15 protein-coding genes and 2 pseudogenes are annotated in these 12,234 nt (G+C 61.0%); 9 read left to right on the plus strand and 8 right to left on the minus strand.

Features of this window, described 5'->3' with window-relative positions; all coding sequences use genetic code 11:
* From HMPREF2526_RS12740 to HMPREF2526_RS12750, 3 genes are all read left to right on the plus strand, one after another.
* On the plus strand, positions 1 to 467 hold a 467-nt coding region (locus tag HMPREF2526_RS12740; protein WP_148139577.1), incomplete at its 5' end, for a hypothetical protein.
* Positions 468 to 629: 162 nt separating this feature from the next.
* Positions 630 to 833, plus strand: a complete 204-nt coding sequence (locus tag HMPREF2526_RS12745) for a hypothetical protein (protein ID WP_070547452.1) — start codon at positions 630 to 632, stop codon at positions 831 to 833.
* Positions 834 to 944: 111 nt separating this feature from the next.
* Positions 945 to 1,973, plus strand: a complete 1,029-nt coding sequence (locus HMPREF2526_RS12750; RefSeq protein WP_148139575.1) for a YibE/F family protein — start codon at positions 945 to 947, stop codon at positions 1,971 to 1,973.
* Between the two features lie 88 nt (positions 1,974 to 2,061).
* Here HMPREF2526_RS12750 and HMPREF2526_RS12755 read toward each other — a convergent pair whose 3' ends face one another.
* Positions 2,062 to 3,255 carry a YihY/virulence factor BrkB family protein gene (locus tag HMPREF2526_RS12755; protein WP_246819899.1) on the minus strand — a complete coding sequence of 398 codons (1,194 nt, stop codon included), beginning with the start codon at positions 3,253 to 3,255 and terminating at the stop codon, positions 2,062 to 2,064.
* A gap of 84 nt (positions 3,256 to 3,339) precedes the next feature.
* On the opposite strand from HMPREF2526_RS12755, the gene HMPREF2526_RS12760 reads away from it, so the two are divergent.
* Positions 3,340 to 3,816: an S-ribosylhomocysteine lyase gene (locus HMPREF2526_RS12760; RefSeq protein ID WP_070547454.1), complete on the plus strand. Its 477-nt coding sequence runs from the start codon at positions 3,340 to 3,342 to the stop codon at positions 3,814 to 3,816.
* Between the two features lie 15 nt (positions 3,817 to 3,831).
* Here the strand turns inward: HMPREF2526_RS12760 and HMPREF2526_RS12765 are convergent, their stop codons facing one another.
* Positions 3,832 to 4,983 (minus strand): UDP-N-acetylmuramate dehydrogenase, encoded by a 1,152-nt coding sequence (locus tag HMPREF2526_RS12765; RefSeq protein ID WP_070547455.1) that lies wholly within the window; start codon positions 4,981 to 4,983, stop codon positions 3,832 to 3,834.
* A 24-nt stretch (positions 4,984 to 5,007) separates the two neighbouring features.
* Between HMPREF2526_RS12765 and HMPREF2526_RS12770 the strand changes: the two genes are divergently transcribed.
* The 3 genes and pseudogenes from HMPREF2526_RS12770 (at position 5,008) to HMPREF2526_RS12780 (ending at position 7,157) form a co-directional block, all read left to right on the plus strand.
* The gene (locus HMPREF2526_RS12770) at positions 5,008 to 5,499 is read left to right on the plus strand and encodes a DUF2505 domain-containing protein (RefSeq protein WP_070443989.1); all 492 of its coding nucleotides are present in this window, start codon (positions 5,008 to 5,010) and stop codon (positions 5,497 to 5,499) included.
* A 27-nt stretch (positions 5,500 to 5,526) separates the two neighbouring features.
* Positions 5,527 to 6,336 (plus strand): annotated as a pseudogene (locus HMPREF2526_RS12775) (class I SAM-dependent methyltransferase).
* A gap of 23 nt (positions 6,337 to 6,359) precedes the next feature.
* The gene (locus tag HMPREF2526_RS12780; protein WP_046647834.1) at positions 6,360 to 7,157 is read left to right on the plus strand and encodes an LmeA family phospholipid-binding protein; all 798 of its coding nucleotides are present in this window, start codon (positions 6,360 to 6,362) and stop codon (positions 7,155 to 7,157) included.
* A 3-nt stretch (positions 7,158 to 7,160) separates the two neighbouring features.
* Here HMPREF2526_RS12780 and HMPREF2526_RS12785 read toward each other — a convergent pair whose 3' ends face one another.
* The 6 genes from HMPREF2526_RS12785 to HMPREF2526_RS13715 all read right to left on the minus strand — a co-directional run bounded on the left by HMPREF2526_RS12785 (position 7,161) and on the right by HMPREF2526_RS13715 (position 10,646).
* Positions 7,161 to 7,610 carry a deoxyribose-phosphate aldolase gene (locus tag HMPREF2526_RS12785; protein ID WP_049154441.1) on the minus strand — a complete coding sequence of 150 codons (450 nt, stop codon included), beginning with the start codon at positions 7,608 to 7,610 and terminating at the stop codon, positions 7,161 to 7,163.
* Positions 7,610 to 7,900, minus strand: a complete 291-nt coding sequence (locus HMPREF2526_RS12790) for a DUF2516 family protein (RefSeq protein WP_049154440.1) — start codon at positions 7,898 to 7,900, stop codon at positions 7,610 to 7,612. The genes HMPREF2526_RS12785 and HMPREF2526_RS12790 overlap by 1 nt, the downstream gene beginning before the upstream one ends.
* A 13-nt stretch (positions 7,901 to 7,913) precedes the next feature.
* The gene (locus tag HMPREF2526_RS12795; RefSeq protein ID WP_049154438.1) at positions 7,914 to 8,375 is read right to left on the minus strand and encodes a CGLAU_01105 family protein; all 462 of its coding nucleotides are present in this window, start codon (positions 8,373 to 8,375) and stop codon (positions 7,914 to 7,916) included.
* 15 nt (positions 8,376 to 8,390) lie between these two features.
* Entirely contained in the window at positions 8,391 to 9,725 is a 1,335-nt protein-coding gene (locus tag HMPREF2526_RS12800; RefSeq protein ID WP_049154436.1) for a DUF445 domain-containing protein, read from the minus strand.
* 115 nt (positions 9,726 to 9,840) lie between these two features.
* Positions 9,841 to 10,326 carry a hypothetical protein gene (locus HMPREF2526_RS12805; protein ID WP_049154434.1) on the minus strand — a complete coding sequence of 162 codons (486 nt, stop codon included), beginning with the start codon at positions 10,324 to 10,326 and terminating at the stop codon, positions 9,841 to 9,843.
* Positions 10,323 to 10,646: a phage antirepressor KilAC domain-containing protein gene (locus tag HMPREF2526_RS13715; protein ID WP_232761147.1), complete on the minus strand. Its 324-nt coding sequence runs from the start codon at positions 10,644 to 10,646 to the stop codon at positions 10,323 to 10,325. Before HMPREF2526_RS13715 ends, HMPREF2526_RS12805 begins: the two co-directional genes overlap by 4 nt.
* Positions 10,647 to 10,957: 311 nt before the next feature.
* On the opposite strand from HMPREF2526_RS13715, the gene HMPREF2526_RS12815 reads away from it, so the two are divergent.
* Positions 10,958 to 11,875, plus strand: coding sequence for an Abi family protein (locus HMPREF2526_RS12815; protein ID WP_070547457.1), 918 nt, complete (start codon positions 10,958 to 10,960; stop codon positions 11,873 to 11,875).
* Between the two features lie 160 nt (positions 11,876 to 12,035).
* Positions 12,036 to 12,234: pseudogene (locus HMPREF2526_RS13725) on the plus strand (transposase); the annotation flags it as partial.

Below are 12,234 nucleotides of genomic sequence, written 5' to 3' on the forward strand. Positions count from 1 at the left end.
TCCAGACCGGCGGTATCATCGACGTCTTCCGCACGCACCGCATCCCGGCGAACGTGTCCCTGGGCTGCGTCGACCCGCTCATCGCTCCGAAGGCGCCGAACCTGGTGTGGCTGCGCTCCCCGCTGGACCTCGCTGCGGCAGGCCACAGCGTGAAGGCCGCGGCACTGACCTCGCTCGGCTTCGGCCACGTCAGCGCGCTCATCGTCTACGCCCACCCAGGCGTGTTTGAACAGGCCGTATCCCAGCAGCGCGGGGCGGTTGCCGCCTCCTCGTGGCGTGAGCGTGCCGAGCAGCGCCTGCGTGCTGGCCGCGCCCACTTTGAGGCCGGCATGCTGGGCCGCGCCCCGCTCTTCGAGGTCATCGAAGGCCGCCGCCTCCCGGCACAGGATGCCAAGGCCGCAGAGATTGCCATGCTTCTCGACGACACCGTGCGCCTCACCGATGACGGCACCTACCCCTCCGCCTAAGGCCGCCCCTTCAGAGAAGAAGGTCTAACAGCAAGCCGAGGACGTCCGCTCAGAAGCGGGCCTCCTCGGCTTCTTTTCTGCTTGCGCCCCTCGCCTCGTGATAGTTTTCGCATAAGGCACCGTTTACTTAATTGCGAGACTTCCAGGAACCAGGGGTGAAGCGTGGATATCGAGAAATTCCTCATGACAGCTGTCGGCTCACTCAGCGTCCTTTCCCTTATCGGTTGGCTCTTCGCTGACTACGAGTGGTCAACCAAGGGCACAACGGTTATGGGGTTTGGGTTCCTCGCCTCGGCCCTCCTCAATAAGCGCAGGCAAGACAAAACTGCGGGCCACCGCCGGGTAGCGGAAGAATCTGCGCAGTGACAGCGTTTGGGCAGTTAGGAGCGCTCCCCGGCTAACTGCTTTCCCAGGTGCGGTAGCCATGCAGCGATTATTATCGGGACTCATCGGACGCTCTCCTGAAAGAAGCTACTCATGACCCAACCTCCGTATCCGCCGCACACTCCACCCCCACGCCCCGGTCAGCAGAGGCCGCACCAGCACGGGGGTCCGCAGCAGAACCCCTATGCCAACCAGCCTTTCCCACCCTCAGGCACTCCCCATAACAATCCTGGCGGCGGCTACGGGGCTGCACAGCCCCAGCCAGAGCCACCTAAGAAAAAGTCCGTCGTTGGAATCATCGCCACGGTGCTCGCCGTACTGGGCACAATCATCGCCTGTATCCCCGCCATCTACGCCGCAGGCTGGATCATGCTCCTCGTAGCGCTTATTACCGGCGCGGTCTCACTCTTCCTCAGCAACCAGTCAACTGCGTGGGGAGCAGTCGCTCTGATCATTACTGTGGTGGGCAGCTTGATCGCCTTGGTAGTCTTTTTCTTCTTCATGGCCGTAAAATTCATCGGGTCTCTTCCAGACACTACGCAAACTCCCGGAATATCAAGTTCTGTCGTGGGCACGACGGTGCGACCTTGGGATGAGGAGGAGACGCTGGACAGCTCGGACTCTCCCACCCCGACAGCGACGGAATACTACAACAGCGTTCCTGACGAGAACGGCAACCAAGTCCTTGAGGAAGGCACACCCGGTTCGCGTTCTAACCCGCTACCGCTCAACACAACGCTGAAAGGACCGGAATGGCACGTTGATGTCAGCAACCTCAACTTCGATGGCACAGACGAAGTCATGGCGGCGGACCCTTCCTATAAGCAGCCAGACGAGGGGAAGAAATACCTGGTCTTTGATTTGACCTTGACGTACGTGGGCAACGAGAACGACGCCGGCTCGGAAATGGCGTTCCTCTACTTTGGCCCGGGCGAGGAGTCGAATGGGCAGCCCCTCATGTGGGATGTCAATGGGTTTATCGACGTAGACACTCCCTTCCAGCCGCAGGAGAAACGTACCGGCCGAGTGGCTGTCAGCGTGCCTGAGGACGGCGCGGAAGACGGCGCGTTCGGTATCGTCGTGCCGGGCACCGAGATTCCCTTCCACCTCGCTCTGAAGTAGGCAGCGTTACCTCCGGGAGGCTTCACAGGTGCCCTATCTGCCAAACTTAGCGCCGATCCATGCAGGCGCGGGGGCAAGGTTTTGGCATCTAGGCGCGTTTTTCCCCTGCTTCCTCTGGCTCTTCTGCCGCCTCGTTCTGTTCCTGCCGCGCGTTGTCTGAAATCTCTCGCGCCCTCTGCTCCAGGTTCTCTTGGGCGCGGGCCTGAGCTTGAGAGGAGCTATCAGAGCGCGGCGGGGCTTGGATAAAACGCTCGGAGTGTAGCCCCAGTTGCAGTTCCTTGGCACGCAACACCTCAGCATCAATCTTGATGCCGACGATGAGCACGGTGTTCATCAACCACATGGCCATGAACACCGCCATGACGGTACTTAGCGCACCATAGGCGCTGGCCGCAGCAAAGTACTTCAGGTAGAGGCCTACCAAGCCCCAAGACGCAACCGTGCCCACGAGCGCCACCACGGAACCATAGGTAATCCACCTAAAGCGCCCGGGCCGCACGTTGGGGCCGAAGTGATAAAGCACCGCAATGAGCGTGAGTACCACGATCACAGTGACGGGAAAGCGCAGCCAGTTCCACACTGGGAGAAAGATTCGCACCAAGTACGTGGCGGCATCTTCTAGTCCTACGTTGCGAGCAAGCGGAATCAGCCCCTCATTAAGAACTGCATCACGCAGCAAGTTGGCAAAAAGCACGATGACCGCGCCGACCACGATGACTGCTGTCAACCCCCACATTAGCGCCCACGTGCGGATGATGCCGCGGCCCTCCACCCGGCCGTACACGGTATTGGCTGTCCGCGAGAAGGCCCGCACATACGCCGAGGCAGAAAACAGCGAAATGGCCAGGGAGATGATCAGCGCCAACGTGCCCTGCGCGCTGGAGCCGATAATCGTGCCGACAATCATGTGGGCTTGCTCAGAAAGCGAACCGGGGACGTACTGCTCAATGAACTCAGAAGTCAGCTGCTCCACTTCCTCTTGGCGGGAGGAGAAGATGAGCGTGACAATGGAGTAGGCGGCCAGCACCGTTGGTGCAAAAGCCATGAGCGTGAAGTAGGTCATCCCGGCGGCACGGTCCATGAAGGCATCGTGGAAAAAGTCATTCCACGTGCGGCGGATGATCAGCCCCCAGCTCTCCTTGCGGAGCCGGTTGTCCCTGGAGAAAGGGTCGCGCTCCTCATCGTGGCCCTGGACCTCCAGGATGGTCGAGCTCTTAAACGGCACGATGGTCTCTGGCTCTTCGGCCGGAATAGCGTTGCCTCCAATCTCCTCTTCGCTCATATCTGACCAGCGTATGCGGCACAGCCCGCATTCAGGGGAAGGACACTCGGGCCACAGGCTAAGCCGTGGTTACACTGGGAAAGCATGACTGAGAAGAACTCCGAGAACACGATCAACGTAAAGTCCTTCGAGCTTGACCACCGGCTTGTCGACGCCCCCTATATCCGCGTCGCCGACCGCACCGACCTGGGCGGCGGGGTCGAGATTATCAAGTATGACCTGCGCTTCTGCCAGCCCAACAAGGAGCACCTCGGCACCGAGGCAATCCACTCGGTGGAGCACATGATGGCCAACTTCATGCGCAACTACACCGACAAGCTCATCGGTTTTGCACCAATGGGGTGCCGCACCGGTTTCTACGCCATCACCAACGGCATGGAGCAGGATGAGCTGCTCCGCGCTGTCGAGGGTGCGCTCAATGACATCCTCAATGCCACCGAAGTTCCCGCCGCCAACGAGGTGCAGTGCGGCTGGGGCGCCCACCACTCGCTCGAGGGCGCGCAGGAGGCTGCACGCAATTTCCTCGCGGCGAAGGATGAATGGCTCAACGTCATGGCCTAGCCACCCAGGTCCTCCTTAAATGCTCACACCCAGCCAGATGGGCTCCGGCTCCAGCGTCACCCCGAAGGCCTTCTGAACCCCGGCGCGGATCTCGCGGGCCAGCGCAACGATATCATCTGCGGTGGCCTCACCGCGGTTGGTCAGCGCCAGGGTGTGCTTGGTGGACAGGGTTGCCCGCGCACCGGACTCTTCACCCGGATAGCCCTTGGCAAAGCCGGCTCGCTCGATGAGCCAAGCAGCAGAAAGCTTTTCCTTTTTCTCTGCCGCGGCATCCTCTCCCGACGCGGTATCCCCTCCCGACGTGGTGGTTCCATCCACCACGTGGCGCGGCATGCGGTCCGCATCCTCATCGCCACGGGAAGCGCGGACGGTGGCTTGGATGGAATCGGCAAGTTGGGGCTCCACGATGGGGTTGGTGAAGAAGGAGCCGGCTGACCAGGTGTCGTGGTCTTCTGGGTCGAGCACCATTCCCTTGCTGCGGCGCAGCTTTAGTACTTCTTCGCGGACTTCGGCAACAGGGCGGCGCTCACCGGGGGTCTGGGTGAGCTGGCCAAAGCGCAGGGGCTTGGACAGTCCATCGGTGGTCAGCTGCAGTTCGATGGCCAGCACCACTCCACGTCCGGTGAACTTCAGGTTGGAGTAGCGATAGGCCAGCTCTAATTCTTCCGCCGGTACCCACGTCGCCGTGCGGGTAGCGCGCTCATAAAGGTAGACCTGCGTGAGGACGTCGGAGGTCTCAGCGCCGTATGCGCCCACGTTCTGCACCGGCACGGCACCCGCATTGCCCGGGATGCCGGAAAGGCACTCGATGCCGCCCAGACCGCACTCCACGGTCAGGGCCACGACGTCATCCCACACCGCGCCCGCATCAGCGCGCACGAGGCCGTTGGCCACGGTGACGTCGATGTCCTCGAAGTCAAGCACCACGACCACAACATCCAACTGGCCTTCCGCCACCACGAGGTTGGAGCCGCCGCCGACAACGAGGTAGTCCTGGGAGGACTCGTCAAGCGTGGCCAACGCAGCGATAGCGGCCTCAGCGCTGGCGCAGCGCACCGTCACCAGCGGTGCACCACCGATGCGCAGCGTCGTGAGATCGGCGAAGGTGGTCTCGGAATCCAGAGTGACTCCGTCAATGTCAGCGAGGGTCAGGAATTTATCTAGCACGTCTACCAAGGTAGTCTGTAACTCATGTCAACCCGTAGCGAAAACACCGTTATCATCAACCAGCCCATCGATAAGGTGCACAAGGCACTGACCACACGGGAGTACTGGGACTTCATCGTGGCCAAGCTGTCCCCGGAACCGGGTACCGTGCACGAGTTCACTGGCAACACCGCTGTGCTCTACGAGATTCTTCCGACCTCCCTCCTTCCGGAGGCCGTTCGCGCCATGGTCTCCCAGGACCTGAAGGAAAAGCGCACCGTGACCATCGGCGAGCTGGTGGACAATCAGATTTCCGTCTCCTTCACCGCTGACGTCAAGGGCACCCCGGTCGACTTCAAGGGTGACATCACCTACAAGGCCCAGGATGAGACCACCGTTCTGGATTACGTCACCGAGGTTTCCGTCAACATCCCGATGATGGGCGCTGCCATCGAGCCGAAGGTCGCTGAAGCTCTGCAGGAGCTCTACACCAACGAGGGCAAGCTCACCGAAGAGTGGATCTCCAACAACCTCTAAACAACTCCCTACACCACAGTTGTTGCCATGGCCGATCACGCGCATAACCTGAAGGCTCAGGAAAGCGCTGGTCGGCCTTTTGGCGTTGTTACCCGCGGCACCACCAACCCCAACCGCCTGCGCCGCTGCGATCGGTGGATGGTGGCGCACCCGGAGATCTCCTCGCTGTTGCGCTCCACGAGTAAGCCGCTGGCTCTCGACGTCGGCTACGGCGCTTCCCACACCACCACCGTGGAGTGGGCCGGCTGGCTGCGCAGCGTTAACCCGCATACCCGGGTAACGGGCCTAGAGATTTCCCCCGAGCGCGTCCTGCCGCCGCGCGATGGTGTCAGCTTCGAGCTCGGCGGCTTCGAGCTTGCCGGCTACCGCCCGCAGCTGGTGCGCGCCTTCAATGTGCTGCGCCAGTACGACGTCGACCAGGTGGAGAAAGCCTGGAACACGGTGACTTCACGCTTGGCTCCCGGCGGCTACTTCGTGGAGGGAACCTGCGACGAGCTGGGACGCAGATAGGCCTGGGTGCTTCTCGACGCCTCCGGCCCGCGCACGCTGACCCTCGCCTGGGATCCCTTCGACGTGGAGCGCCCCAGCGATATTGCGGAGCGCCTTCCCAAAATCCTCATCCACCGCAACGTGCCGGGTGAACCGATCCACGAGCTCTTGCAAGCGGCCGACGCCGCCTGGGACCGCGCCGCCGGCTGGTCTCCATATGGCCCGCGGGTGCGCTGGCGCATGGCGCGCGAAGAACTCCGGCAGACAGTCCCCATCCACCCGGTGAACCGCCGCCTGCGGGACAACGTTCTCACAGTGGATTGGGACCTGGTAGTTGGCCAACTTTAATCCAGTGCGCCACACTAGTAGTCATGGCTTCTTCTAAATCTCCCGCCTCGACGGCCTGGAAAATTTTCATCGGCGTACTGGTGACGCTCCTGCTCATCATCTTGCTTGCTGAGCTCGGCCTGCGCTGGTTCTTGGGTTCTCAGATGAAGAGCCAATTTACCCAGTCCGCCAAGGAGCAGGGCGTGGAGACCTCCGAGGAACCGGAGGTGAGCTTTGGTGCCAGCCCTATGGTCTTTGGTTTGCTCAACGGCAAGATTCCGCAGATGGATATGAAGACCCCGTCCACGCTGAAGATTGAGGGCACCACCATCACCGGCCAACCGGCCGCTGATGTGCACGTCGAAGACATGACGCTGTCCAAGGAGCCGGTTGCGGGCACGCTGCGGGCTTCGACGACGGTGCCGGATCAGTTCCTGCTCGCCAGCTTCCAAAAGGCCATTGCTGAGCAGTCCGGCTATGACGCCTTGGGCAACCTGGTGGTCACCGCGATTACCGCCAACGATGCCGAGGACGACCTCGAGGTGGAATTTGCCGGTGGCCTAGCCACGCTCTCGCTCAAGCCGGAGGCTCGCGACGGCAAGCTCGCCATCGATGCGAAGGAAGCATCGCTCTTCGGCTTCGACCTGCCCGAGCAGGCGACCTCCGCGATCTCGAATGCCTTGGCCGAAGGCATGGAGGAACAGCTCGCGGGCCAGCAGCTGACCTTTGAATCCGTGGATGTTGGGGCTGGGGAACTGACGCTCACCCTCATTGGCCACGACGTTCCAATGAGCGAACTCGATTCCGCCACCGCGCCAGCACAGCAGGCACCGGCTAATTAAGAATTAAAGGCTCTCTATGGAGAGCTGCGTATCCAGGGCTTCGTCGTCTGAAACGACGGAGCCCGTTTCAATGAGGCACTGATAGCCCGCTTGCTCGGCAGCACGCGCATACTCCGGCAACGGCAGAGCCGGACGCTCAGGAAGAATGAGCCCCAAGCGCACGGGCAGCGGGCAGGCCTCGCGGAGAGTGACGAGCTCGGAGAGGAGCGAGGTGGCATCCCCGAGCAGCGCATCCACCGCAACCCACACCTCGGCGGCACCTGATTGCACGGCCAGCCGCGCCTCCGCCGCCTTCACCAAGGAGTGGTGGCGGCCGGTGGGATAACCGGCAACAGCAATAACGTGCTCGGCGCCCTCAGCGGCAAGCACGTGGTGCGGGGAGACCAGCACTCGCTGTTGCCCCGCCGACTGGGTTCGCACCTCCTCCACGGAGGCCTCAAGCAGATTCAGCATTAGTAGGAATAATCGCCGTTGATGATGGCCTTGAGCTGCGGGCGCACGTCAAACCAATACACGCCGGTGATGATGGCACCAATCCAGCTGACAAAAGGCAGCGGCAGGTTCATCAACAGGGCGGAGCCGAAGAGCAGGCCGACCCATACCCACTTGTTCTGGCGGTCACCGGCGCGGAAGGCATCCTCCCGCGTCATCGCCGCTAGGACGGCACCAAAGAGGGCGAAGAGAGATACCGCGATGAAAATGTAGTGCGGTATCGACGCAATAATGTTAAGAAAAGTGTGCATCAAGAAAGACTAACTAGTTCTCGTCAACTACTTCGCCGTCAATGACATCGTCATTCGGCTTCTGTGCGTAGGGGTTGCGCGGGCTCTGCGGCTCTTGCGGCTGCTGGGCATGCTTGCCCTCCGCGCGCTGCTCCTTGGCGTTGTTGATAGCGCCCTGAACACCCTCACGGGTCTCGTTGAAGGCCGTGGTGAAATCCTCACGGGCCTTTTCAAAAGACTCCGAGTTGCGGGTCTCGCGCGCTGCGGAGGACACAGACTCCCCAATGTTCTTGGCCGTGGAGGTCACGCGGTCAAAGAAGGACTCTTCCTTCGCGGTGCCATCACCCATGCCCGCCTCATCGGCGGCGCGGGCAATGCGATCCGCCTGCGCGCTCTGGGCTTGGTTCTGGCGCTCCTCCTTGAAACGGCCACCAAAATCCTTGGCCACATCAAAAGCAGAGGAACCGGCATTCTTGATTGAGTCAAATACGGACATGGTCGTCACTCCTTGTTAGACGCCAAAAAGCAGATGATTAACAGTGTAGATAACCAACCCCGCCAGCGCACCCACAACCGTGCCGTTGAGGCGGATGAACTGCAGGTCCTTGCCCACCATGAGCTCGATATTCTCGGAAGCCTCCTGGGCATCCCAGCGCTTAATGGTCTCCGGAATAATCGCGATGATCTCCGGGGCGAATTTCTCCACCGCGTAGCGCGCGGCCTTGTCCACCAGCTCGTTGGCCTGGGCCAGGAACTCGGAATCCTCCAGCAGGCGGTGCGCCAATTCCTTCACCTTGGCGGTGATCTTCTGGCGCAGGAAGGACTCTGGGTCGGTGAGCTGTTCAATGAGCGTGGAGGAGACCGTCGCCCACATCGCCGCCGGCGCCTTCTGCGCCTGATCGGAGGCCAGCATCTCCTGCTTGATGCCTTCGATGCGCCCGCGCATGTCCTCATCCCACTGCAGGTCCGAAGCCAGCTTGGACAGGTTGCGGCGAATGGCCAGGCGGGCTTCGTGGTTGCCGTTGCGGCGGACCTCATCGGCGAATTCCACAAGCTCGGCGTAGACCTTCTCCCCCACCATCTCGCGGGCAAAGCGCGGCGCCCAGCCGGGCATGCGCTCATCAATGGCGGTGACCACCGTGGATTCCATGCCGAGGATCTTGCCGTGCGCCCACTCAATGAGGTCATCTTCCAGCGGCCGCGCCTTGCCTTCCGCGATATAGCCCTCCAGCAGGCGCCCCAGCGGCGGGCCCCACTCCGGCTCTGCCAGACGGTCCATGACTTGGGTGCGGATGAACTGCTCTGCCTCCGCCGGGTCTAGGTCTGCGACCACGCTGGCTGCGCGCTCACCAATCCACGCGGAGACCTCCTCCGCCCGCCCAGGCTCCACGCCCTGGCGCGCCAGCCACAGCGGTATCTCCGCCTCCCGCACCTTGGCGCTGAGTGCATCCGCGGTGAGGAAGTTCTCCTCCACGAAGTCCTTGAGCGCATCACCCACGCGGTCCTTGTTGTTGGGGATGAGCGCGGTGTGCGGGATGGGCAGCCCCATGGGGCGGCGGAACAGCGCGGTCACCGCGAACCAGTCCGCCAGTCCACCGACCATTCCTGCCTCCGCTGCCGCGCGCACGTAGCCCACCCAGACGGGAGCCCCGCTTGCCGACGCCTGCCACCACGAGCACCCCAAAAAGATCACCGCCGCACCAATCAGGAAGGACAGCGCAATCGCCTTCCAGCGGCGCAGGTCCGCCCGGCGCGCCTCCTGGTTTCCTGGCTGCGGCACAAACGACGTCTGCGCCGCCGACGTTTCCCGAGCCGGCTCAAGCCCTGCGTCTGCGCGGTGCGTCATGGGTTGGTTCTCCTTGGGTCTGCGTAATGATGGGGAATAGTGAATCCATTAATCAACATTAGTGGGCGTACCGGACACATTCGATTGCCACCAACACTAAGATCGACTCCTAGCTTTATGAACGCCAGCCTGCCGAGGGCCCGTTTGTGGTTCCGTAGATGAACCGTCCGGCATCCAACGCCTGCTGATCAAAGAAACCGAACCTAGCCGCCAGCACGCCTTTCGCCTTCTGGTGGTTACGGGAAGTGGCGGTCATGAACACCACACCCGCTATCAACTCGGCGAGCTTCTCCAGTGTCACCCAGTTGGATGATTCCTCGGTGTGGTCGTTGTCGATGTCCATCACGACACAGTCCGAGGAAATGAAGCTCGCAGACGAGCGCCGGTCGTTGGTGTAGGTTGCGGCGACGTGATCCAACCTGGCCACCTGCTCCAGCCCGGCTTGGTCGGTGATCTGGTGGTGGTTCGGGATGTCCATCTGGTGAGCCCAGTCGATCTCGGCGCGCTGAATCGCTTTCAGGGCCCGGTAGCAGGTCGGGTCAGGGTATCCTTCGACGTTCTTCTTCGGTATTCCGATATCAAGAAGCGCAGTGGTGGTCATCTGGCGTCCTCGCCTTCACGCTCGACCACCGGCAGCAGGCCACGGATGTTCTTCAACAGGTCATAGATGAACAGGCGGCCTTTCTGCGTCCAGTACATGTGGGTGCAGGTCTTGCCCTCGTCGTACTCGTACGTCTTGGACTGGGTGTAACCCTTCTCAGTAAACTTGGCGTAGAGGAACCAACGCCCGGGCTGGTGAAACTGCACCTGCTCCCCGCGCAGAATCTGGTTGAGCTTCTTCGCCGACAGGCCGTAGTCCTTGGCGATCTCGGTGGTGGTGATCAGCGACGGCGACGCCAGCACCACGTCGTAATAGGACACCTTCGCTGGTAAACCTGACCTGCTGGATGCCACCAGCCGTTTCAAGGGGGTAGTGATTAACGACCCCCTGCAATGACGCGCCAGGGCATCTTTCGTGTTGGCGTAGCCGAGGGCGGTCGCCACGTCCCAGCCGCAGAACAGGACCTGTCCGCCCGAGGTGATGGTTCGGATCGTACCGATGGCTCCATGTCCCGTGCTCTTGCCTCGGCGTCATCAACCAGGTAACCTCGTAGTCAACATGACCGGTTCCGCTGCCCGCCTCAATGGGAGTCCAGGGCCGGTCTTCGTTTTTGTATCAAACAGGGGTGTGCGTGGAGCAGGTGAAGCAGTTCAAGACCTACGGTGAACAGGTCGAATTGCTTCGTCAGCGTGGGGTGCGAGTGGATGATCCCAAGCATGCTGAGACGCTGCTGGCTCAATTGAACTACTACCGCTTGTCCGGATACTGGTACCCGATGCGCCGTTTCTCCCAAGACGACGGCACTGCCCGAGATGAATTCGTTGAGGGAGCATCGTTTGACCTGGTGGTAGCCCTCTATGGGTTTGACGAACAATTGCGCCACAGCGTGTTCATCGAGCTTGATCGCGTGGAGTTGGCTATTCGAACCAAGCTCGGTCACGAGCTGGGTCGCCTTGACCCGCTGATCTATTTGGATCCCCAGCGTTTGAGCGCCCGGGCACGGCAGCGAAACAAAGACGGGCGTAGCGTGCACGAGGTGTGGCTGAGAAAGTACCAGTCGGCATTGAAAGCGTCGAAGGAGGACTTCGTCGCCCACCACAAATCCAAATATGGCGGGACTCTACCCATCTGGGCGGCTGTCGAAATCATGGATTGGGGGATGCTGTCGTACCTGTACGGCATGTCGCCCAATATCGTGCGCAAACGGATTGCCGAGCCCTGCGGCCTAACTGGTCCTCAGCTTGAATCATGGCTGAAATCCTTGAATATTCTGCGTAATTACGCAGCTCATCATGCAAGGATGTTCAACCGTGTTTACGACATCAAACCGAAACTGAACAATGACGTCAGGCTGGCTCCGGTAGCTGAAGGAATGAATCGCGTGTTCGGGCAGCTCTCCCTTATCCAATACTTGCAGCGCCAACTGGAATTGTCTCCAGCCGACCGGCTACCGAAGCTGTTCCACACCTACCCGCACAATCCCATCGTGCCGTTTTCTCGCACAGGAGCACCTGACAGCTGGGGCGAGTTGCCTCTCTGGCGCGTCTAATCTTTGCGGTAGTAGTCGCATTCGTACCCGTCTGCGTCGAGTGTCATGGCATGGACGAGTAGGTCACGAGCGACTGCTTGGACGATGTTCTCGACGAGTTTCTCGCCGTAGTTCTTCAGCCGCCCCCACTTGCATCCGGTTGTGACACCGCTGTAGGACTCACTTCCAGCACTCCCATGTTCGGGCTAGACGCAGCCTGCGCGGAATCGGCAAGCAAATAGCGAAAGCCAAACGCGCTGTTGACGGCGATATCGCAATCAAGCGCAACCGCTATATCGATCTTTCCGCCTCAAACAAGAAGGTCAACTACGCTCTTGCCGCCAAACACCGAGCCCTAGCCGGAATTAAAGGCTATGAAA

The sequence above is a fragment of the Corynebacterium sp. HMSC070E08 genome (genome assembly GCF_001808895.1).
Classification (GTDB): domain Bacteria; phylum Actinomycetota; class Actinomycetes; order Mycobacteriales; family Mycobacteriaceae; genus Corynebacterium; species Corynebacterium hiratae.

Excerpts from the sequence above, each read along its gene's own strand:
- HMPREF2526_RS12800 (WP_049154436.1), bottom strand. The coding sequence starts at position 9,725 with ATGACGCACCGCGCAGACGCAGGGCTTGAGCCGGCTCGGGAAACGTCG.
- HMPREF2526_RS12795 (WP_049154438.1), bottom strand. The coding sequence starts at position 8,375 with ATGTCCGTATTTGACTCAATCAAGAATGCCGGTTCCTCTGCTTTTGAT.
- HMPREF2526_RS12760 (WP_070547454.1), top strand. The coding sequence starts at position 3,340 with ATGACTGAGAAGAACTCCGAGAACACGATCAACGTAAAGTCCTTCGAG.
- HMPREF2526_RS12790 (WP_049154440.1), bottom strand. The coding sequence starts at position 7,900 with ATGCACACTTTTCTTAACATTATTGCGTCGATACCGCACTACATTTTC.
- HMPREF2526_RS12770 (WP_070443989.1), top strand. The coding sequence starts at position 5,008 with ATGTCAACCCGTAGCGAAAACACCGTTATCATCAACCAGCCCATCGAT.
- HMPREF2526_RS12805 (WP_049154434.1), bottom strand. The coding sequence starts at position 10,326 with ATGACCACCACTGCGCTTCTTGATATCGGAATACCGAAGAAGAACGTC.
- HMPREF2526_RS12785 (WP_049154441.1), bottom strand. The coding sequence starts at position 7,610 with ATGCTGAATCTGCTTGAGGCCTCCGTGGAGGAGGTGCGAACCCAGTCG.
- HMPREF2526_RS12755 (WP_246819899.1), bottom strand. The coding sequence starts at position 3,255 with ATGAGCGAAGAGGAGATTGGAGGCAACGCTATTCCGGCCGAAGAGCCA.
- HMPREF2526_RS12750 (WP_148139575.1), top strand. The coding sequence starts at position 945 with ATGACCCAACCTCCGTATCCGCCGCACACTCCACCCCCACGCCCCGGT.
- HMPREF2526_RS12780 (WP_046647834.1), top strand. The coding sequence starts at position 6,360 with ATGGCTTCTTCTAAATCTCCCGCCTCGACGGCCTGGAAAATTTTCATC.